We start from the raw sequence: 21,307 nt of genomic DNA on the forward strand, positions 1-21,307 counted from the left end.
GGGTTTGAGGCTCACGTTCCGCGGAAAGACGGGCGCGGCCGGGCCCCGGTGAGTAAGCTGCTCGGCTCACCCGTCCGGAACCCGGCCGTCCGCCGTCCGTATCTGCACCTGTCCGTCGGCATATGTCCGCGTCTGTCGGCGCCCGTCGGCCCCCGGCGCCTGCGGAACCGCCGGCGGTGGCGCGGCGGCGCCCGGCCCGCGTGTCACTCCGGGGGCGGCGTGCCCGTGACCGGCGGCCGGGCGCTCAGATCCGGCCCTCCTCCAGCATCTCGGTCACCAGGGCCGCGATCGGCGAACGCTCCGAGCGGGTCAGCGTGACGTGTGAGAAGAGCGGGTGTCCCTTCAGCCGCTCCACCACCGCGACCACGCCGTCGTACCGCCCCACCCGCAGGTTGTCCCGCTGCGCCACGTCGTGGGTGAGGACCACCCGGGAGTCCTGGCCGATCCGGGAGAGCACCGTCAGCAGGACGTTCCGCTCCAGCGACTGCGCCTCGTCCACGATGACGAAGGCGTCGTGCAGCGAGCGCCCGCGGATGTGCGTCAGCGGCAGCACCTCCAGCATGCCCCGGCTGACGACCTCCTCGATGACCTCCCGGCTGGTCACGGCGGACAGGGTGTCGAAGACCGCCTGCGCCCAGGGGTTCATCTTCTCGTCGTGGGTGCCCGGCAGATAGCCGAGGTCCTGCCCGCCCACCGCGTACAGCGGACGGAAGACCATCACCTTGCTGTGCTGGCGGCGTTCGAGCACCGCCTCCAGCCCGGCGCAGAGCGCCAGGGCGCTCTTGCCGGTGCCGGCGCGGCCGCCCATCGAGATGATGCCGATCTCCGGGTCCAGCAGCATGTCGAGCGCGATCCGCTGCTCGGCGCTGCGGCCCTTGATGCCGAACGCCTCGCGGTCGCCGCGGACCAGCTTGATGCGCCCCTCGGGGGTGACCCGTCCCAGCGCCTTGCCCTTCTCCGACTGGAGCACCAGGCCGGTGTGCACCGGGAGCTCGGCGGCCTCCGGCACGTGCACGGTGTCGGCGGCGAACAGTTCGTCGATCTCCTCCCCCGGGAGCGTCAGCTCGGCCATGCCGGTCCAGCCGGAGTCGGTCACCGCCAGCTCCGCGCGGTACTCCTCGGCGAGCAGGCCGACGGAGGACGCCTTGATACGCAGCGGCAGGTCCTTGGAGACGACGGTGACGTCGTACCCCTCCGCCTGGAGGTTGCGGGCGACCGCGAGGATCCGGGTGTCGTTGTCCTCCAGCCGGAAGCCGGCCGGAAGCACGGTGGCGTCGGTGTGGTTGAGCTCGACGCGGAGAGTGCCGCCCAGGTCCCCGACGGGGACGGGCGCGTCGAGCCGGCCGTACCGTACGCGGTACTCGTCGAGCAGGCGGAGGGCCTGCCGGGCGAAGTATCCGAGCTCCGGGTGGTGGCGCTTCGCCTCCAGCTCGGTGACCACGACCACGGGGAGCACCACCTCGTGCTCGTCGAAACGGAGCATGGCCGCCGGGTCGGCGAGCAGGACACTGGTGTCGATCACATAGGTGCGCCGGTCGTGATCGCTGCGCTTCTTGCTGGTCACCACGGGTGGACGTACCCCCTCGGATGAGGTCGGGAGCGACGGCGTCGCGGGGGAAGAGACCGGGCCGGGCCCCGCGCACGGGCCGGGCTCCGGCCCTTCGCGACGTGTTCCGCATCCCTGATGCGGTCGTCCGTGGTGCGCAAACGGGCCTCCCGGGACCGCGCGGCCCGAGGCGGGCACGCGGCCATGAGTGATATTCCCTCCCGGAGCCGGTGCCATGCAACGGCATATGCCGCCGGATGGCTGCCGGTGGCGCGCGCTCCCCCGGGGGCCCGTGGCGACGCGGGGACGCCGGGGGCGACGACGGGGGTACGGCGACGGGGCGGCCGTCGCTCAGTTGCCGTAGCGGCGATGGCGGGCCGCGTAGTCACGCAGCGCACGCAGGAAGTCCACCTTGCGGAAGGCGGGCCAGAAGACCTCGCAGAAGTAGTACTCGGAGTGGGCGCTCTGCCAGAGCATGAAGCCCGAGAGCCGCTGTTCGCCGCTGGTGCGGATCACCAGGTCGGGGTCCGGCTGCCCCCGGGTGTACAGGTGTTCGGCGATGTCCTCGACGGTGAGCGTCTCGGCCAGCTCCTCCAGGGTGGCGCCGGTCGTCGCCCGGTCGGCCAGCAGGGAACGGACCGCATCGGTGATCTCCTGTCGCCCTCCGTAACCGACGGCGACGTTCACGAGTATCCCGTCCACCTCGCCGGCCTGCTGCTCGGCCTCCTTCAGCACCCGCTGGGTGCGGGCGGGCAGCAGGTCGAGCTGGCCCACGTGGTGCACCCGCCAGCGCCCGTCCTCGGCGAGGTCGCGGACGGTGTCCTCGATGATGCCGAGCAGCGGCAGCAGCTCGTTCTCGGCGCGGTTGAGGTTGTCCGTGGAGAGCATCCAGAGCGTGACCACCTCGACGTCCGTCTCGGCGCACCAGGTGAGCATCTCCTTGATCTTGTGCGCGCCCGCCTGGTGGCCCTGCTCGGTGGTGCCGCCGGAGGCCTTGGCCCAGCGCCGGTTCCCGTCCAGGATCACGCCGACGTGGCCGGGCACCCGCGCGTGGTCGAGGCGGTCCTCCACCCGGCGCGCGTAGAGCCGGTACACCAGGTCGCGAAGCTTCATGGGAATGGCCAGCCCTCCGTGCCGAGTCCGGGGATTTCAGAACCTTACTGCCGTTCGCCCGAACGGGCGAAGCCGGGCGGTCATACAGACACACCGGTCGGCGGACCGCTTGATAGGAAAGTCCCATGAACGAGCTCTTCCCCTACCGCGCCGACGCCGCGCGGTACGACGCGATGGAGTACCGCCGCTCGGGCCACAGCGGTCTCCGGCTGCCCGCCGTCTCCCTCGGGCTGTGGCAGAACTTCGGCGACGACCGTGCGCTCGACACCCAGCGGGCGATCCTCCGCCGCGCCTTCGACCTCGGCGTCACCCACTTCGACCTGGCCAACAACTACGGGCCGCCGCCCGGCTCGGCCGAGGCGAACTTCGGCAGGCTCCTCGCCCAGGACTTCCGCCCGTACCGGGACGAACTGATCATCTCCACCAAGGCCGGGTACCTGATGCACCCGGGCCCGTACGGCGAGTGGGGCTCCCGCAAGTACCTGCTGTCCTCCCTGGACGCGTCGCTGCGGCGGATGGGACTCGACCACGTCGACATCTTCTACTCCCACCGCCACGACCCGGACACCCCGCTCGAGGAGACCATGGGCGCCCTGGCCTCCGCCGTGCACCAGGGCAAGGCGCTCTACGCCGGCATCTCCTCCTACAACTCCGAGCGGACCCGGGAGGCGGCCCACCTGCTCCGCGGGATGGGCGTACGGCCGCTGATCCACCAGCCCTCCTACTCCATGATCAACCGCTGGACGGAGGAGGACGCGCTGCTGGACACCCTGGAGGACGAGGGCATGGGCTGCATCGCCTTCGCCCCGCTCCAGCAGGGCATGCTCACCGACAAGTACCTGGCCGGCATCCCGGAGGGCTCGCGGGCCGCCCGGGCCGGCTCCTTCCGGCCCGAGTGGCTCACCGACGAGATGCGTCGCCGGCTGCGCGGCCTCGACGAGATCGCCCGCGGCCGCGGCCAGTCGCTCGCCCAGCTCGCGCTGACCTGGGTGCTGCGGGACCCCCGGATGACCTCGGCGCTCATCGGGGCGAGCAGCGTGGCCCAGCTCGAGGCCAACGTCGCCGCGCTCACCGGCCCCGCACTGACCGAGGACGAGCTGGCGGAGATCGACCGCTTCGCCACCTCGGAGCCCGGCGTGAACATCTGGGCGCGCAGCAGCGAGAGCTGACCGCAAGGGGGCGGCCAGGCAGAGCTCGCGCACCGCGGTGAGAGACGGCGGGGAGCCCGGACCCGCGAGGAGCGGGCGCACGCAAAAAAGCGGGCCGGTCCGTGGGGGGATACGGACCGGCCCGAGGGGGGGATTCCACCATAGCCCCTCCAGGGGGGTGCTTCGTGCAGCAATGGCACTCTTTCCCGCGCCGTGTCGAGCGGCGGCCCGAGCCCCGGGGCGTCCCGCGGCGCCCGTCAGACCCACATCCCGCCCAGCAGCACCCCGGCCAGCGCCCCCAGCACCAGGAAGGGACCGAAGGCCAGCGCCGTGCCCCCGTCGGCGCGTCCTCGCAGGACAAGGACGGTTCCGTAGACCGCGCAGAGGGCGAATCCGAGGAACGCGCCGACCAGCAGAACCCCCCAGCCGTACCACCCGAGGGCGACCCCGAGAGCGAGCGCGAGCTTGACGTCGCCGAAGCCCATGCCATTCGGTTGAATGAGAAACAACACACCGAAGACCCCGGCCAGCACCACCCCCCCGAGCACCGCGCGCGGCCAGCTCCCCTCCGCTCCAGGCAACAACGCCGCCACCCCCAGCAACGCGGTCACACCGCCGGCGAGCGGCAGGGTGAGCACGTCGGGCAGCCGGTTGACGGCCCGGTCCACCGCCGCCAGCACCAGGCCCGCCGGCACGGCCACCAGCCACACCGCCAGCTCCGGACGCGGCCCCACCACCGCCGCCAGCGTCCCGCAGACCACCGCACCGGCCACCGCGAACCAGCGTGCTCGCGGCCCGTACGGGCCCGGGCAGCCCGCGCAGTACGCCCGGCCCAGCCAGCCGCCCGCCGGGCCCGGCAGCGGATGCCCGGCCGGACAGCGGTCCCGCCACGGCTCCTCCGGTCCGACGGAGAACCGGTAGACCGCACGCGGCAGCAACACGCCGGCAGCCAGCCCGAACCCGGCGGCGAGAAGCATCCAGAGCAGCAGCACGCCGCGAGCCTACGCGTGCCCCGCGGCGCGCGGACCCGTACGGGCGTACGGCGGTCGTGGACCCCCGGCGACGCGGACACCCGCGGCTGACGGGGCGGCGGACGGTCGAGCTCCGCGCGCGTGCACGGCGAGCACGTGCCCTGCCGCCCGGCCCCGGGACCGCCGCCGCGGGAACGCCGCCACGAGTACGCCGTGCGCACCGCGCCCCGCAGGGCGCGAAGGACCGGCCGCCGCACACGGCGAGACCGGTCAGACGTCCTCGTAGCCGCCCGGCGGGGTGGTGGCGAGGCCCAGGACCTGGCGGACCCGCACGTGCAGCTCCGTACCGAGCGCCTCGTCGGCCGCCCGCCAGTGCTCCTCGAACGCACCCGGGCCCGCGGCCTCCGCCGCCTTCTTCCAGTGCTTCTGCGCCTGGTCGACACCGCGCACCAGCGCGTCCACCGGCCCTTGCGCCCCGGCGGACCACGAGTGCTCGCGCAGCCGCCGGGCCTCGTCGCCCAGCGCGTCCGCGACCTGCCGCGCCCAGCGCTGGTAGCCGGGCAGGTCGTCGTCCGGGTACTCCGCCGCCGGAGGTGCCACCAGGACCTCGTCGACGGGGTTGGCGGCGAGCAGGTACCCGCTCTGATGCCGGTCCAGGTCGGCGAGGTCGGTCTGGAGCGTGCCGGTCAGCCGCTCGCCCCCGCGATGGGTGAAGGCGCAGGTGATCTGGCGGACGCCCTGCGACCAGCCCGCCTCCGAGGGGGTGTAGAAGAACAGCTCGACGTCGGCGGGCAGCGCCCAGGCGTCCATGGTGTAGTCGAACTGCCTCGGCGCGCAGAGCCGGAAGGCCACACCGTCCAGCCGGGCGTGCCCCGGGAACGCGTCGTCGCTTCCCCCGGAGGCCCGGGTATGGCTGAACGTCTCACCGTCGTGCGGCTGGTCGCAGGGCACGACGGTGACCTCCCGTACCGGTTCGTCCGGCCCGCCGGGGAGGTTGAAGCAGTCGCCGGGACGCAACGCGGAGGGGGACGCCGCATGGGGTCTCACCCCGTACGACGGGCCGCCGTCGGGGCCGGAACCGACCACGGCGAAGAGCACGACCGCGAGGATCAGCACGATCTGCACCGCGGTCACCACGATGCCGCCGATGGCGAGCCCCCGGCCCTTCTCACCCCGCTGCCGGATCTGCGAGAGCGCGACGATGCCCAGGATCAGCCCGACCGGGATGGCCCCGCAGGCGAACGCCGTCACGAGGGAGGCGATGGCCATGCCGTTGGTCGGCGGCGGAGGCGCGAAGGGCGGCGGGGCGCCGTAGTAGCCGGGCCCGGGAGGGGGCGGATAGCCGTGATCGGGCCCGTGCGGCGGTCCGGGCGGGGGCGGGTATCCGTATCCGGGCGGCGGGGGCGCACTCACGCAGCGGGCTCCTGGGCTGGACGGCACTCGAACAATCAGCCGAACCTACCCGGTTGCCGCACCCCGCCGGACGCCGGGGCCACCGGCGCGGGGACCTCCCGTCCCGGGGCGGGCCGGGACCGCTGAACCGGCCCGCAGCAGCCGGGGCGGAGCCGCCGGGAGGGAAGGCGCAGGCCCGCAACCCCGGCGAGCCGGTGCCGCTCCGGGGCGTCAGCCCTCGCGGGCGAACGACACCTCGACACGGCGGTTCTTCTTCCGGCCCTCCTCGGTGCTGTTGTCCGCGATCGGGTAGTCCTCGCTGTAGCCGCGCACACGGAAGGTCACCCCGGAGCCCAGCTCCTTGGCGAGCTCGCGCTGCACCGCGTTCGCCCGCTTCTTGGAGAGCACCTCACCGTGCGCGTAGGACCCCAGGTCGTCGGTGAAACCGAACACGTTCACCTCGGTGGCGCCCTGGGCCTCCACCTCGGAGGCGATGTCCCGGATCCGGGAGAACGCCTCGTCGTTCAGCTCGGCGCTGTCCTTCGGGAACAGCACCTCCGCCTGCAGCGTGAACGTGGTCTTCCGGTTGCTGTCCTCCCGGCGCTGCTCGCCCGCCATGTCCTCGGTGACGAACTTGATGTCCAGCACCTTGGCCGGGGCGAGCTGCGCGCCGTCCGCCAGCTTCAGCCCGGAGGCCTGCGGGTCCACCTCGACCGGCGGCCGCGCGTCCCCGATGTTGTCCGGCGGCTCGCTGTACCCCGGCTTCGGGCCTCCCTCCCCGGGGAGGGAGGGGGCGCCGGTGGGGATGGTGGTGGGGTTGTCCGCTCCGGGGAGGGAGGGCCCGGGCGGCGGTGTGACCGGCGGGCGGGAGGGGTCGGCGTGCGCGGTGCCCACGCCCATGCCGACGAGCAGCAGCGCGGAGGCCGAGGTGCAGGCGGCCCTCCGGAACGTGCGCGCACGGGGCAGCTTCATGGCGGCGCTCACCCCTCGGAGAGGGTGATGGTGGCGGGCGGCATGTCGGCGATCTGGAAGTCGACTTCGTCGTTGCCCTTCGGGGGAGCGGGGAACTGGGTGTACCAGGACTCCGACTCCCCGGAGTTCAGCCCGCCCTTGAAAGCGGTGCAGAGGCACCGGCCCTCGGTGTCGCGCAGAATGTAGTAGCGCTTCTTCCCGGCCTTGTCGACGAGACGGGCGGCCGCCATGGACGCAGGGTTCTTCAGGGAGAGCTCGGTTTCGTCCGACTTCCACTCGATGCCCGTCCAGACACCGCTTCCGTTGTTGGTCACCGTGCCCGTCACCGTGACGAATCCCCCCTCCTCGCGCCTGGCCGAGCGAATGGTGAGGGCGATGTCGCCGCTCTTCACCTGTGCGAGTACCTGGTCGTCCCCCTCGGACGTGCTCTGCTCTCCCCCGCCCGAGCCGCCGTCCTCGGCGCCTTCGGCGGAAGCCGACTTCTCCGGTTCCGACGGGTCGTCGTCGCCGATGCCGCACGCGCCCAGGGTCAGGACCAGGCCGGCGGCCGTCGCCACGGCGGTGACCGCCGTACGAGCCTTGGTACGCCGCATGCTCATGGGTGAGGTTCGTCCTTCACTCGTCGTTCGGTCACTCGGTCAGCACCACGGAGAAGAGGTCCGACGGTTCCACGTCGATCTCCTCATCGTCCGGATCGATGTCGAAGTCCCCGTTTTTACAGTCGAGTTCGATTTCCTTCTCCTCGGCATCGAACTCGCAGGACGGCCGCACGACGGCTGTCGCCTCGGCGGTCGCGGTTCTGTCGTCCGCACCGGGAATCACAGTGTTCCCGGTGTCGTAGTTCGTTTCGACCGTGACGGTGTATCCGGGACGCCCATGGCGGAACACGGGCTCGCAGCGGAGCACCGAGGCGTCGTTGCGTCCCGCGAAGTCCCCCGCAGCGCCGCAGCCGTCGGCGCTGACGAGCTCCGAGAGGTCCAGCCACCGCTGCCAGCCGTCGCCTTCGCCCAGCGAGTCCAGAAATCCGTCGAAGAAGCGGTCCCGGTCCTCCCGGGCGGCGGCGAGCGCGGCTGCGTCGGCCGCGGACTGGCCGCCGTTGCGCACGGTGGCTGCCTGGGCCACCGCGAAGAAGGCGAGGGCCAGGAAGAGCAGCCCGGACATCACCGCTGCGTACAGCAGGACCGTCTGCCCCCGGTCCACACCTGCTCCGGTCAGGTTCCGAGCACCGCGTTGACCCAGGTCGCGATGGAACTGGAGATCGTCGCGTCCAGCCCCAGCGCGCGCACGGCGATCACGATCCCCGCCACCAGGATGACGATCCCCGCGTACTCGATCGACGTCACGCCACGATCCCCCGCGCGCGCGGCGCGCCCGTGGAACCAGTCGCGGATGGCCTTCATGGCGGTCTCCTCCGGTGTCGGCCGGCCGTGCGCCGGTCACCCTCTGCTGCGTGCGGGCGGCGAAGAAGGCGGTGAGCCGCGTGCGTACGGCCAACCCGCTCACCTCCGACCCTCGTCGCGGTCCCCCCCGGAACCGGCTGCTCGTCGCCCACCGTTCATGCGTCATCGCTGACTGTGTCACGACCGGTGGCCTCTGCACCAGACTTCCCTTTCCCCCGCGACGGTTTCGATATACGGATGCGGCGTACGGAGCGGTGCCCGGTTCGTCATCCGTCCAGCACCGACCCGAAGTCGGTGCCGGAGCCCAGCACGAAGGTCGCGACGATGAGGATCAGGGTGCCCGGCAGCAGGAAGGCGATGGTGGCGATGGTCGCCTTGGGGACGGTCTTGGCGGCCTTGCGGCGGGCGTTCTGCGCGTCCGTACGACGCATGTCGGTGGCGATCTGCACCAGGGTCTCGGCGATGGGGGCGCCGAGTTCCTCGCCCTGCTGGAGGGCGGTGACGAACTGGTCGACCTGCTCGGAGGAGTTGCGCCGGCGGAGTTGCGCGAAGGCCTCCCGGCGGCTGACGCCCATGTCCATCTGGCGGAGTGTGATGCGGAGTTCGTCGGCCCAGGGCCCGCGGTAGCGTTCGGCGACGCGTTCCAGGGCCTGGCGGAAGCCGAGCCCGGCGGAGACGACGACGGCCAGCACGTCGAGGAAGTCGGGCAGGGTGCGTTCGATCTCGCGCCGGCGGTCGCGGATGGCCTGCCGGAGGGCGAGGTCGGCGGCGAACCAGCCGAAGCCCAGGGCGAGCAGCGAGAAGAACGGGGCCCCGGCGGCGAGCCCGATCAGCGCCATCAACGCGCCGAACAGCCCGTAGACGGCGCGCCGGGCGGCGTAGCGGTCGAGGGTGAGGCCGTCGGGGTTGCCGGCCTGGTCGATGCGGCGGCGCTTGGCGTCGCGGAGTTTGGGGCCCATCAGCCGGAGCACGGTGGGCGCGAGGCGGATGCCGAGCCGGTCCACGGCCTGCTGGCGGGGGCGGGCGCGGGAGGCGCCGACCTCCAGGGCGAGGCTGAGGTCGGGCGGGAGCGTGGTCTCGCTGCGGTAGAGGCGGATGCCGGTGGCGAGGCCGAGGGCGGCGAGCCCGGCGAGCAGCGCGAGGGCCCAGGCGAGGGGCGGCAGGTCGGTCATGTCAGACGTCGATCTTCCCGAGGCGCCGGATGACGGTGAAGCCCACCGCGAAGAGGCCGACGGCGACGATCATCGCCACCTGCCCCAGCGGGGAGCCGGTGACCTCGTCCAGGGCGCCGGGCGACATGGAGTTCATCATCAGCATGGCGCCGAGTCCGAGGAGGGGGATGGTGTACGCGGTGGCGTTGACCTCGGCGAGCATCGTGCGGACCTCCCGCCGGGTCTCCTTGCGTTCCTCCAGCGTGGTGGTGAGGTTGCGCAGGGAGCTGACGATGGTGCCGCCGGCGCGGTTGGAGAGGACCAGCGTGGTGACGAGCACGACGAGTTCCCGGGAGGGGAGGCGTTCGGCGAGTTCGCCGAGGGCGTCGTCGAGGGAGCGGCCGACGGCGAGCTGGTTGGTGACGGTGGTGAGTTCGTCGCCGGCGGGGGCGTCGAGTTCCTCGGCGGCCATGCTGAGCGCGGTCCGCAGGGCGAGCCCGGCGGAGGTGGCGTTGGCGAGTATCCGGGAGAGCTCGGGGAGCTGCCCGATGAAGGCCTCGATGCGCTTCTGGCGCTGCCAGTCGAGGAAGGCGTTGGCGGCGAGGACGCCCAGCAGCCCGGCGATCGGGCCGAAGAACGGGGCGAGCAGCGAGGAGGCGAGCAGCCACAGCGCGGCGACCGCGGCCAGCACGTAGACCAGGAACTCGCCGGGGGTCAGGTCGAGCCCGGTGGCGGCCAGCCGGAGCTGGAGGCGGTGGCCCGGGCCCGTACGGCGCAGCCGGCGGTCCACGGCGGTGAAGTGGCGGCGGCGTCCGGCGGGCAGCCCGGGGGCGGGGCCGGGGCTGGCGAGCCGGTCGATGAGCGCCCGGCGCTGGGCGCGGCCCGAGGCGTACGTGTGCACGCCCGCGACGGCGAGCACGCCGGTGAGGAGCGTGGCGCCGAGGGCGAGCAGGGCCAGTGAGTCCATGGGGTTCGGGTCCTTGGGGCGGGTCCTTGGGGCGGGTCCTTGGGTGCGGGTCCTTGGGTGCGGGTCCTCGGGATCGGGTCCTCGGGGCGGGGTTCAGCCGGCCTCGCGGGTGGTCAGGTGGGCGTCGTCGGCGGCGACGCCGAACGCCGGCGGGATGGGCTCCCCGGCGAGGGAGAGCCGGTCGGCGGTGCGGCGCGGCAGCGGCAGGTGGGCGAAGCGGCCGGTGACCCGGCCGTCCGGGCCGAGGGGGTCGGCCTCGTAACGGCAGACCGTGGCGATCTGGAAGGTCTCCCGGCCGTGCGAGGCCAGCAGCGAGATTTCCACGATCTTGCGGGAGCCGTCCGGGAAGCGGGCGAGCTGCACCAGGACGTCGACCGCGGAGTTGATCTGGTCCTGGAGCGCGGCGAAGGGCACCTCCACCTCGGACATGGAGGCGAGGGTCTGGAGCCGCATCAGGGCGTCCTCGGCGCTGTTGGCGTGGACGGTGGCGAGGGACCCGTCGTGGCCGGTGGACATGGCCTGGAGCATGTCCAGGGTCTCGCCGCCGCGGACCTCGCCGACGATGATGCGGTCGGGGCGCATGCGCAGCGAGTTGCGCACCAGGTCGCGTACGGTGATGCGGCCCTTGCCCTCGACGTTGGGCGGCCGGGTCTCCAGCCGGATGACGTGGTGCTGCTGGAGCTGGAGCTCGGCGGCGTCCTCGACGGTGATGATGCGCTCGTGCTCGGGGATCAGCCCGGAGAGGGCGTTGAGGAGGGTGGTCTTCCCGGAGCCGGTGCCGCCGGAGACGATCACGTTGAAGCGGGCCCGGATCAGCGCGGCGAGCAGCAACACCATGGCGTCGTCGAGGGTGCCGAGGCCGATCAGCTCGTCGAGCTTGTACGCGCGGGGGAAGCGCCGGATGGTGAGGGTGGCGCCGGTGAGGGAGAGCGGCGGGATGATGACGTTGACCCGCTCCCCGGAGGGCAGCCGGGCGTCGACCATGGGGTTGGACTCGTCGACGCGGCGGTTCACGGTGGAGACGATGCGCTCGATGGTCTGCATGAGCTGCTCCTCGGAGGCGAAGCGCACCGGCACCTGTTCGACGCGGCCGGCGCGTTCGACGAAGATCTGGTCGGGGCCGTTGACCATGATCTCGGTGATGGAGGGGTCCTCCAGGAGTGGTTCGAGGACGCCGAGGCCCAGCGCCTCGTCGACGACCCGGCGGATCAGCAGGGCCCGGTCCTGGGTGGCGAGGACGGGTCCCTCGCGGCTGAGCAGATGGCCGAGGACGCGTTCCAGGCGGGCCCGTCGCTCGGCGGGGGCGAGCGCGGACATCTCCGCGAGGTCGATCTCCTCCAGCAGCTTGGCGCGGTAGACCGCGACGAGGTGCCCGGTGCGGTCGGTCTCACCGCCGGGGGCGCCCGGTGCCTGGCCGGTACGGGCCGGGGACGCCCCGGCGCCCGGGGCGGGGGCGCCGGGCCCGGGGGGGTGCCGGGGGTCACCGGGGGTGTTGAGGCGGGAACGCAGGCTCACGGTGCGGCCTCCTTCCGTGGTGCGCGGGCTGCCGGGCGGGTCGTTCGGCGGTCAGGGTGTCATCGGGCGGTCAGGGTCATTCGGCGGGCAGGGTCACGGTGCGGTCGGCGGCGCCGAGGCTGTCGATGCCGGGGATGAGGGAGGGGATGGTGACGGTGGTGGTCACCGTCACCGCGTCGTCGCCTGCGGCGCAGGCGAAGGTGGCGCGGTCGGCGGTCCAGCCGCTCATGGCGGCCCGGCCGCTGTCCGCGCAGCCGGCGCCGGGGTCGTTCTGGGAGGCCGTACGGGCGGCGGCGCGGGCGCCCGTTCCGGCCTGCTGGACGGCGTACCCGGCGATCCCGAGCTGGAGGGCGGCGAGGCCGACGAGCAGCAGCAGCGGCAGCATCCCGGCGAACTCGACGCTGGAGGCTCCCCGGTCGCCGTGCCCGCGGCGCACGGCGCGTCTCCGGGCCGCGGGGGGCGGGGAGCGCCGCCCGGGTCTCCGCCGGGCCGGGGCGACCCCCGGCACGAAGCGCGTCCCTCCGCGGCGGCCGGGCCCCCGCCGGGTACGGCCACCGGACACCACCGGGCGCCGGGCACCGCCCTCGGCCGGCGCGCCGGTGACCGGGCCGGCGGCTGCCGGGGCGTCGTGGGTGAAACGGGGAGGGCTCACTCCACCTCCTCGGCGGCGCCGGCGGTGCCGTTCACGGTGAACGGGAGGTGGGCCGCGCCGGGGAAGAGCACGGGGGTGGCCAGGTCCACGTCGGCCTTCCAGAGGCCGCCCGCGGAGTAGCAGTTCACGGTGGCGCCGGAGGCCCAGGCGGCGGGGAGGTGTTCCCGGGCGGCGGTGCGGCAGGCGGCGGCCGGGTCGCCGTAGGCGGCGGCGGAGGCGGCGGCGCGGGCGCCCTCGTCGGCGGCGTTCCCGGCGAGGGTGAAGGTGTGGCCGATCAGCACGCACTGCCAGAGCAGGGCGAGCACCACCAGGACGACGGGCGCCAGACCGGCGAACTCGACGGTCAGCGCGCCCCGGTCCCGCGCACCGCCGGTGCCGTCGGCAGAGCCGCCCGGCGTCTCGTTCCGGCCGCGGAACCGGACGGGCACCGCCCGGTGCGGCACCCGTACCGCGCCGCGGTCGTCCCGGAGGCGGCGGCCCCAGGGCAGCCGGACCGCCCCGCGGTCCGGCCCGAAGGCACCGGAGGCGCCGGAACCACCGGAGGCGCCGGAAACCCCTCCCCCGGGCGGCAGGGCGGCGCGCCGCCCGCCGGCCAGCGCCTGCGGCCCGTGCGACGGCGCGGCTTCCACGGCGTCCGCGCCCCCGGCGCCGTTGCGCGTACGTCCGCTCGTACGCCCGCCCTTGGGGGCCCGGTGGCTGCGGGCGCCGCCCTTGCCGCCCTGCGGGGGCGGGCCGGCGGCTCCGAGTTCGGCGGCGAGTGTCCACAGGGCCTGCTTGACGGTGCTGCGGTGGTCGAGGTCCTGGATGCGGCCGGCGTCCAGCGCGGTGTGCAGCTCCTTGAAGGCGGCGGGCACGGTCGCCCGCGCGACCGGGGTGCCGATGACGCGGGCGACGAGCGGCGGCTGGATCTCACTGTGCCGGGAGGCGCGGTTGACGGCGGTGACGGTCTCCTCCGCCTTGCGGATCTGGAGCCGCTCCCACAGCCGGACGACCCGCTTGGCGGCGCGTACCGAGACCACGTCCGGGGTGGTGACCAGCAGCGCGCGGTCGGCCATCTCCACGGCGGCGGCGTTGGCGGCGTGCATCTGGGTGCCGCAGTCGGCCACCACCACCTCGTAGCGGGAGCGGAGGGCGCTGACGAGCTGCCGGGCGGTACGGTCGTCGACCTCCTCGCCGCGTTCGCCGTCGCCGGGGGCGAGCAGCAGGGAGAGCCCGGTGTCGTGGGTGTAGACGACGTCCTGGAGCACCCGGGGCGACAGGTCGGCGATGCCGGCGAGGTCGGCGACGGAGCGGCGGAACTGCACGTCCAGGAAGGAGGCGACGTCCCCGGACTGGAGGTCGAGGTCGACGAGGGCGACCCGCTGCCCGGAGGCCTGGGCGGCGAGGGCGATCTGGACGGCGGCCAGGGTGCAGCCGACGCCGCCCTTGGCGCCGCTGACCGTGAGCACGGTGCCGCCGTGGCCGGGGGCCTCGCCGGGGCCGGCGGTCCGCTGCCCGAGGTGGCGGCGGACTCCGGCGGCCCAGGTGGCGGCGGCACCGACGCGGGCGGCGAGTTCGTCGTACGAGACGGGGATGCCCACCACGCCGCGTGCGCCGGAGTCCATGGCCGCCGAGTAGAGGCCGGGGGTGGTGTCGCGGGTGACGAGGACGACGCCGACGGAGGGGAAGCGGAGTGCCACCTCGCGGAGGAGTTCCAGCGCGGGCAGCGGCCCGATCAGTTCGTGCACGAGGACGACCTCGGGGAGGTCCCCCACGGACTCGGCGGCGAGCCGGTCGAGGGTGTCCAGGAGCTGCCCGGAGTCGACGGCGGGTGTGAGGGGCTCGGCGTCCGGGAGCTGCCCGAGCAGGGTGACCAGCGGGCGGGCCGCCTCGGCGTCGCCGACGGCCGGCAGGATGCGGGTGACGGTGGTGTTCACGGGTGCGCCTCACCTGTCCCCGGCGAGCGTGTAGGTGCGTTCGTCCTCGGGGACGTCCCCGCTGCCGGGCCCGACCAGCGCGAGCCGGACGTGCTCGGCGAAGGACTCGGCGTAGGCGACGCGCTGGGCGTCGGGCGTGGCGAGCGCGAAGGTGATCGGCACGCCCTCGCGTTCCCGCTGCCGGGCGCGGGCGTCGTCGCCCTCGTCCTGGAACGGGGTGAGCTTGCCGACGTCGATGACCTGGGCGTTGTCGACGATGACCCGGGAGGTGTCGGGCTCCTCCCGTTCTCCGCTGTCGTCGCCCTCGAAGGTGGCGTAGATGTTCACCCGGTCCCCGGGGTTGATCTTGCCGGCCACACCGGTGGCGGCGTCGATCATGATGGCGATCTCCTGCTGGCCGGGTTCCAGTTCGGGCCGGTCGGCCACCATGTCGCGTTGCAGCAGCGAGCCCTTGCGCAGCGGGTTGACGGCGATCTTGCCGCGTATCGCGCCGAGGTCGGTGACGGCGGTCTCCGGCAGCCAGCGCTCCGGCATGCTGATCTCGGTGAAGTGCTCCGGCTTCAGCCGCTGGTAGGCCGCGACGTCGGAGGCGAGCTCGTACGCGGTCGTCTCCGGGCCGACCTTCGACTCCACGTCGCGGATCACCGCCAGGACGCCCGCGAAGGCGCCGGCGGCGCACAGGGCGGAGATCACGATGAGGAGGACGCCGCGGCGCTGGCGTGAGTTCATGGACGGGGGATCCCTTGGTGTACGGCGGGTCGGAGGGCGGCGGCCGAGGACGGCCGGGGCGTGGCGTCCTGCGGCGCGGCGGCGCCGGGGCCGGGGGCATGAGCCGTGCCGGGTCCGGGGGCCGTGCCGGAGCTGGGCGGTCCGGCCGGTCCTGAGGAGTCCGGGGGCGCCGGGGGCGGCGTCTCGGCGGCGCAGAAGGCGCACCGGTCGCCGATGAGTTCGAGGCCGCACCAGCGGCAGGTGTCCCGGCGTACGGAGGCGACGAGCTGGTAGAGGACCGAGACGTCGGGGATGGCGGCCGCGAACTCGGCCAGCTTGCCCGTCCCCCACCAGCGCGGCGAGTCCTCGGGCAGCGCCGTCTCCTGCACCTCGCCGACCCGCCACTGGCGGGCGAGGGTGCCGGTGACCCAGTCGGGACTCAGGCTGCCGGCGGCGACCGTGAGCCGGGTGGCGAACTGCGGCGCGGCCAGCGGTGTCCCGTCCCGGCCGCCGATGCGTACGAGCTGCGGGGCGGGCGCGGCGAGCACTCCGAACTGGGCGCCGGGCAGCCAGGACTTGGCGTGGGCGCGGAGCCCGACGGGCACCCGGTCCAGCTTGGCCACGGAGCCGAGCAGGGCGCCGGCGTAGATGTAGTGCGCCAGCAGGCGGGCGGCGGAGCCGAGGACGCCGGGGCTGAAGTCGCAGAGCGAGAGCTGCCGGAGCTGCCGTACGAGCACGCCCGTGGCGAGCGGCGGCAGGGTGGTGGGCAGCAGCGCGATGCGGTCGCTCTCCAGGAGGCCCCGGACGGTGTGCAGCCGGTGCCGGAAGGGGGTGGGCAGCGTCTCGGGATAGAGGGCGACAACATAGCCGTGCTGGTCGAGCAGGGTCCGCATCTCGGCGAGGGCGGCGTCCAGCGGCTGCTCCTCGGGAGGCGTGAGGAGGTGGGCGCGCGGGGTGTGCCGGTCCGGCGGCGGCAGCATGTGGCCGTGGCTGGTGACCGCTAGGGCAGTAGTCACATCCGCTCCCCCCGGCCTGACGGTCCGTCCCTCACGCGGTCCTCGCAGCTCGCCCGGCCGGTACGCCCGGCTGCGCGGCCGCCAGGCCGGACGACCGGCCGGCCGAGCAGCCGACCGGCATCATCGACAGCTTATCCGTGCGGCTCCCGGCAGAGAACCGCGTCCTGGAACACACCCGCCACCGTGCGCCGGGCGCCGCCCGCCCGGCACCGCCCGCGCCGGGCCGCTCCGCGTGCCTCCCCCTGCGTTCCCCGCCCGGCGGCCCGGCAACCCCCGCCGGTTCGTGCCGGAACCCTTGACATGCCCATTGGTCTGGACCAGTCTTCGCGGCGGACGACGGTGGCCACCGTCCCCGCACGCGTCCTCCCGCACCCCCACCACCCCCATGCCTGGAGGCAGTTGTGGAACGCACCACTCCCCGGCGTCCCTCGAGACGCACCCCGGGACGGCACCCGGGCCGCAGACGCCTGCCCGGCCGCACCGGCCTGGCCGGGCTCGCCACCGCCGCCGTCGGCGCGCTGCTCGCCACCGCCCTCACCGGGCCCACCGCAGGCGCGGCCGAGACCAACCTGCTGGAGAACCCCGGCTTTGAGTCCGGCCTGACCGGCTGGACCTGCTCCGGCGGCAGCGGCACGGCCGAGACGTCCACCACACACAGCGGCTCCGGAGCGCTGCGCGCCACGCCCGCCGGGCAGGACAACGCCCGCTGCGCGCAGGTGGTCGCCGTGCAGCCGGACGCGGAGTACGAACTCAGCGGCTGGGTCCAGGGCTCGTACGTCTATCTCGGCGCCACCGGCACCGGCACCACGGACGTGTCCACCTGGACGGGCTCGGCGCCGGACTGGCAGCAGCTCACCACCCGCTTCACCACCGGCCCGGACACCACCTCGGTGACCGTCTACACGCACGGCTGGTACGGGCAGCCGGCCTATCTCGCCGACGACCTCGCCCTGACCGGCCCCGGAGGGGACCCGGGCGACCCGGGTGACCCGGAGCCGCCGGCCGTTCCCGGCGGGCTCGCGGTGGGCACGGTCACCGCCACCACCGTGGACCTGTCCTGGGACGAGGTCTCCGGGGCCACCGCCTACCACGTGCACCGGGACGGCGAGCGGGTGCTGACCGTGGAGGGCACCTCGGCCACCGTGACCGGGCTGGCGCCCTCGACCTCGTACGCGTTCCGGGTCAGTGCCGCCAACGGCGCCGGCGAGTCGGAGAAGTCGGCGCCGGTGACCGCCCGTACGGCCGCGGACGGCGGCGACGGGGACAACCCGGTGCCCCGGCACGCCGTCACCGGCTACGTGCAGAACTTCGACAACGGCGCGCAGACCCAGCGGGTGCGCGACGTGCAGGACGCCTACGACATCATCGCCGTGGCCTTCGCCGACTCCACCGCCACGGCCGGTGAGATCACCTTCCACCTCGATCCGGCGCTGGCGCCCTCGGAGGCGGAGTTCAAGGCCGACATCGCCGCCAAGCAGGCGGAGGGCAAGGCGGTGGTGCTGTCCGTCGGCGGCGCCGAGGGGACGGTGCTCATCAACGACGACGCCTCGGCGACCCGGTTCGCCGAGAGCGCCTGGGCGCTGATGCAGGAGTACGGATTCGACGGGGTCGACATCGACCTGGAGCACGGCATCAACGCCACGTACCTGACGAAGGCGCTGCGGCAGCTCTCCGCGAAGGCCGGCCCGGACATGGTGCTCACCATGGCCCCGCAGACGCTGGACATGCAGTCCACCTCCACGGAGTACTTCCAGCTGGCGCTGAACGTGAAGGACATCCTCACGGTCGTCAACACCCAGTACTACAACAGCGGGTCGATGCTGGGATGCGACGGGAAGGTGTACAGCCAGGGCTCGGTGGACTTCCTCACCGCACTGGCCTGCATCCAGCTCCAGGGCGGTCTGGCCCCCTCGCAGGTGGGGCTGGGCACCCCGGCCTCCACCCGCGGCGCGGGCTCCGGCTACGTCGACCCCTCGGTGGTGAACGCGGCCCTGGACTGCCTGGCCCGCGGCACCCGCTGCGGCTCCTTCCAGCCGGCCGACACCTACCCGGCGCTGCGCGGCGCGATGACCTGGTCCACCAACTGGGACGCGCTGAACGGCAACCGCTGGTCGGACACGGTCGGCCCGCACGTGCACGGCCTGCCGTGACCCGGTGCGGCCCGGTGTGACCGGCTGAGCCGGAACCCCGCCGGGGGCGTGCCGCGGATCCCTGCCGTGGCGCGCCCCCGGCGGCATGCCGGGGCGACCCGGAGACCGGGCACCCCGTTCACCAGGGCAGGTTGCGCACCTGCTCGACGCAGAGCACCACGAAGAGCGCGCCGGCCGCGACCAGCATCACGTTGCTGAGCCCGAAGGGCCGGTTCCGCCAGGCGGCGGGCGTGCGCTCGCCGTTGAGCAGCCAGAGCAGGGTGGCGGCCAGATAGGGCAGGAAGAAGGCGCCGAGCACGCCGTAGGCGATGACCAGGCCGAAGGGCCGGTCCAGCCAGAGCAGCGCCATCGGCGGGAAGGTCAGCCAGAGCAGGTAGCCGCGGAAGGGCAGCGAGCGTTCGCGCTCCCCGCGGGCCACCGTGCCCACCGCCTCCTCGGGGGACTCCGCACGCTCCCCGGCGCCGCGGCCCGCGCGGACCCGTTCCACGAAGTCGGCGAAGAGCAGACTGACGCCGTGCCAGACGCCGACCAGCGAGGAGAAGGAGGCGGCGAAGAAGCCGACCAGGAAGAGCTTGGCGGTGAACGCGCCGAAGCGGTCCTCCAGCACGTCACCCAGGTCCAGCAGGCCGCGCCCGCCCTCCGCCAGCGCGATGCCGCTCGCGTGCAGCAGCTCGGCGCCGATGACCAGCATGGCGACCACGAAGACGCCGGTGGTGAGGTAGGCGACCCGGTTGTCCAGGCGCATCATGCGCATCCAGCCGGAGTCGGTCCAGCCCTTGGCGTTCACCCAGTAGCCGTACGCGGCCATGGTGATGGTGCCGCCGACGCCGCCGACCAGGCCCAGGGTGTACAGCACCGAGCCGTCGGGGAGGGCGGGCAGCAGCCCGGCGAAGGTCCTCCCCAGGTCGGGCGAGACCCGGACGGCCACCGAGACCACCACCACGAACATCACGCCGACGAAGATCATCATGATCTTCTCCACGACGGCGTAGCGGTTGAACCACACGAAGGCGAGGCCCAGCAGGCCGGTGGCGATCGCCCAGAACTTCAGGCCCGGGCCGCCGGGGAAGAGCGCCTGCAGGGGCAGCGCACTGGAGGTCATGGCGGTGGCGCCGTAGACGAAGCCCCAGACCACCACGTAGACGGCGAAGTAGACGGTGGTCCAGGCGCCCAGCGAGCGCCAGCCGTCGAAGAGGGTGCGGCCGGTGGCCAGGTGCCAGCGGCCGACCGCCTCCGCCAGAGCGATCTTGACCAGGCAGCCGAGGACCGCCGCCCACAGCAGCGTGTAGCCGAACTTGCTGCCCGCCAGCAGCGTGGAGACCAGGTCGCCGGCGCCGACGCCGGTGGCCGCCACCACGATGCCCGGCCCGATGGAGCGCCAGCTCGGCCGCCGTACGGGCGCGGCAGCCCCGGGCATGCCGGGCGCCTGCTCCGCACCGCCCGCCGGCCGCGTGCCGCCCGCCCGCCGCGCGTCTGCTTCCGCGGGCCGCCTGTCGCCGGCGCCCTGCGCACCGGCCCTGTCGTCCTCAGCTGTCATCCGGCCTCCCGGCTCGTCCCCTGGTCCGCCCGCGCATCATCGGGCGGGGCGGAACCCGGCACAAGGGCGCCGGTGCCGCGACACCGCCGGGGCGCGACACCGGCACCCTGCCGTCACGGGGCGGGCACGTCCCTCACGGGCGGGGCAGCTCGCACTCCGGCAGCCCGAGGTCGAGCTTGTTGCCGGTGCCGATGCAGTCGGTGAGCAGGTAGGTCTGCTGGCCGTAGTTGATGCCCTCGTGGACGGTCACGTCGCCGTTCTCGTCCACCTCACAGGGGTTGTTGAGGGTGCAGCGCCCGCCGTCCGTGTTGCCCGTGTTGTTGACGCCGATCACCTCTCCGGTGGCGTCGTTCACGATCGGGGAGCCGGAGGTGCCGCCGATGGTGTCGCACTCGGGGGTGTAGCGGATGGAGTCCGAGAAGCTCCAGCCGGCCTCCCGCAGTTCGTACACGAACGTGTCGATGCGGCAGCTGTAGGTGCGCTTCCAGTAGCCGGAGACGACGGTGATGTCCGTGCCGGCGGACGGGTGTTCCGGGGCGATGTCCAGCGCCTCGATGCCGTACCGGCTCTCGATCTGCGCGTAGGTGGAGTTCAGCTCGTAGAGCGAGACGTCGGTGCGGGTCATCGTCCCGTACGCGACCTTGGTGGCGCGGAGCGTGGCGACGTCGTTCGCCCGCGCGTCCAGCAGCGTGAAGCGGCGGCTGGAGGGCTGGTCGACGACGACCTCGCCGGGGCCGGGCATGCCGGACTCCAGGCAGTGCCCGTTGGAGAGCACCAGCGCGGGGTCGGTGGGTTCCGACTGCGGGACGCGGACGAGGGAGCCGGAGCAGTTGCTGAGCGCCACCGTCCCGGCGAAGTCGGGTGCCCGCAGCCCGTCCCTGGCCTCCGGGGCGGCGTCCACCGCCGGGGCGGGCGCGTCGGCGCGGTGGAAGCCGGTGCCGGTGGTGCTGACGGTGCCGGTGGCGCCGGTGGTGCTGCCGGTCGGGGTGTCGTGGGGGGCCGCCAGGGCCGGGGTCGCGGCGAGGCCGGTGGCGGCGGTCGCTCCGAGGAGCGCGGCCGCGAGGGCGCCGACGAGAGGGCGTTTCATGGGGGGTTCCTCTCCGTACCGAAGGTTCGTTCGGCGGTGCGCCCCGCATTCTTCGTCGCTTGCCAT

Annotated in this window: 19 protein-coding genes; 2 read left to right on the top strand and 17 right to left on the bottom strand. The window is 73.7% G+C overall.

From position 1 onward, the window contains the following. Nucleotides 1–244: 244 nt before the first annotated feature. Nucleotides 245–1,567 carry a PhoH family protein gene (locus HOY81_RS02765; RefSeq protein WP_237317663.1) on the bottom strand — a complete coding sequence of 441 codons (1,323 nt, stop codon included), beginning with the start codon at nt 1,565–1,567 and terminating at the stop codon, nt 245–247. Nucleotides 1,568–1,897: 330 nt separating this feature from the next. After that, on the bottom strand, nt 1,898–2,659 hold the full coding sequence (locus HOY81_RS02770; RefSeq protein ID WP_237317665.1) for an isoprenyl transferase: 762 nt from the start codon (nt 2,657–2,659) through the stop codon (nt 1,898–1,900). Between the two features lie 125 nt (nt 2,660–2,784). Here HOY81_RS02770 and mgrA point away from each other — a divergent pair, with 125 nt between their 5' ends. Beyond that, nucleotides 2,785–3,828 (top strand): L-glyceraldehyde 3-phosphate reductase, encoded by a 1,044-nt coding sequence (gene mgrA / locus HOY81_RS02775; protein ID WP_237317667.1) that lies wholly within the window; start codon nt 2,785–2,787, stop codon nt 3,826–3,828. A gap of 236 nt (nt 3,829–4,064) precedes the next feature. On the opposite strand, the gene HOY81_RS02780 is transcribed toward mgrA, so the two are convergent. The 13 genes from HOY81_RS02780 to HOY81_RS02840 form a co-directional block, all read right to left on the bottom strand. Next, a complete protein-coding gene (locus HOY81_RS02780) occupies nt 4,065–4,799 on the bottom strand; it encodes an A24 family peptidase (RefSeq protein WP_237317669.1) in 735 nt (244 codons plus the stop codon). Between the two features lie 249 nt (nt 4,800–5,048). Beyond that, nucleotides 5,049–6,191, bottom strand: a complete 1,143-nt coding sequence (locus HOY81_RS02785) for a DUF4190 domain-containing protein (RefSeq protein ID WP_237317671.1) — start codon at nt 6,189–6,191, stop codon at nt 5,049–5,051. A 210-nt stretch (nt 6,192–6,401) separates the two neighbouring features. Then, on the bottom strand, nt 6,402–7,142 hold the full coding sequence (locus HOY81_RS02790) for an OmpA family protein (protein WP_237317673.1): 741 nt from the start codon (nt 7,140–7,142) through the stop codon (nt 6,402–6,404). An 8-nt stretch (nt 7,143–7,150) separates the two neighbouring features. Beyond that, complete coding sequence (locus tag HOY81_RS02795; RefSeq protein WP_237317675.1) at nt 7,151–7,741, bottom strand: hypothetical protein; 591 nt, start codon at nt 7,739–7,741, stop codon at nt 7,151–7,153. Between the two features lie 31 nt (nt 7,742–7,772). Continuing rightward, the gene (locus tag HOY81_RS02800) at nt 7,773–8,342 is read right to left on the bottom strand and encodes a hypothetical protein (protein WP_237317677.1); all 570 of its coding nucleotides are present in this window, start codon (nt 8,340–8,342) and stop codon (nt 7,773–7,775) included. Between the two features lie 11 nt (nt 8,343–8,353). Further along, on the bottom strand, nt 8,354–8,542 hold the full coding sequence (locus HOY81_RS02805; RefSeq protein ID WP_237317679.1) for a hypothetical protein: 189 nt from the start codon (nt 8,540–8,542) through the stop codon (nt 8,354–8,356). 266 nt (nt 8,543–8,808) lie between these two features. Next, nucleotides 8,809–9,714, bottom strand: coding sequence for a DUF5936 domain-containing protein (locus HOY81_RS02810; RefSeq protein ID WP_237317681.1), 906 nt, complete (start codon nt 9,712–9,714; stop codon nt 8,809–8,811). A 1-nt stretch (nt 9,715) separates the two neighbouring features. After that, complete coding sequence (locus HOY81_RS02815; RefSeq protein ID WP_237317683.1) at nt 9,716–10,660, bottom strand: type II secretion system F family protein; 945 nt, start codon at nt 10,658–10,660, stop codon at nt 9,716–9,718. A gap of 93 nt (nt 10,661–10,753) precedes the next feature. Next, the gene (locus tag HOY81_RS02820) at nt 10,754–12,175 is read right to left on the bottom strand and encodes a CpaF family protein (protein WP_237317685.1); all 1,422 of its coding nucleotides are present in this window, start codon (nt 12,173–12,175) and stop codon (nt 10,754–10,756) included. Nucleotides 12,176–12,251: 76 nt separating this feature from the next. Next, a complete protein-coding gene (locus HOY81_RS27645; protein ID WP_237317688.1) occupies nt 12,252–12,611 on the bottom strand; it encodes a TadE/TadG family type IV pilus assembly protein in 360 nt (119 codons plus the stop codon). Between the two features lie 212 nt (nt 12,612–12,823). Next, complete coding sequence (locus HOY81_RS02830) at nt 12,824–14,743, bottom strand: P-loop NTPase (protein ID WP_237317691.1); 1,920 nt, start codon at nt 14,741–14,743, stop codon at nt 12,824–12,826. Between the two features lie 9 nt (nt 14,744–14,752). Further along, entirely contained in the window at nt 14,753–15,472 is a 720-nt protein-coding gene (cpaB, locus tag HOY81_RS02835) for a Flp pilus assembly protein CpaB (RefSeq protein ID WP_237317693.1), read from the bottom strand. Beyond that, the gene (locus HOY81_RS02840) at nt 15,469–16,467 is read right to left on the bottom strand and encodes a hypothetical protein (RefSeq protein WP_237317695.1); all 999 of its coding nucleotides are present in this window, start codon (nt 16,465–16,467) and stop codon (nt 15,469–15,471) included. Before HOY81_RS02840 ends, cpaB begins: the two co-directional genes overlap by 4 nt. A 485-nt stretch (nt 16,468–16,952) precedes the next feature. Between HOY81_RS02840 and HOY81_RS02845 the strand changes: the two genes are divergently transcribed. Continuing rightward, a complete protein-coding gene (locus HOY81_RS02845) occupies nt 16,953–18,617 on the top strand; it encodes a chitinase (protein ID WP_306423443.1) in 1,665 nt (554 codons plus the stop codon). 118 nt (nt 18,618–18,735) lie between these two features. Here the strand turns inward: HOY81_RS02845 and HOY81_RS02850 are convergent, their stop codons facing one another. Continuing rightward, the gene (locus HOY81_RS02850; protein ID WP_237317697.1) at nt 18,736–20,034 is read right to left on the bottom strand and encodes an Nramp family divalent metal transporter; all 1,299 of its coding nucleotides are present in this window, start codon (nt 20,032–20,034) and stop codon (nt 18,736–18,738) included. A gap of 253 nt (nt 20,035–20,287) precedes the next feature. Then, entirely contained in the window at nt 20,288–21,241 is a 954-nt protein-coding gene (locus HOY81_RS02855; protein ID WP_237317700.1) for a serine protease, read from the bottom strand. Between the last annotated feature and the right edge of the window lie 66 nt (nt 21,242–21,307).

It is taken from the genome of Streptomyces sp. JJ36 (genome assembly GCF_021696945.1).
GTDB lineage: Bacteria > Actinomycetota > Actinomycetes > Streptomycetales > Streptomycetaceae > Streptomyces.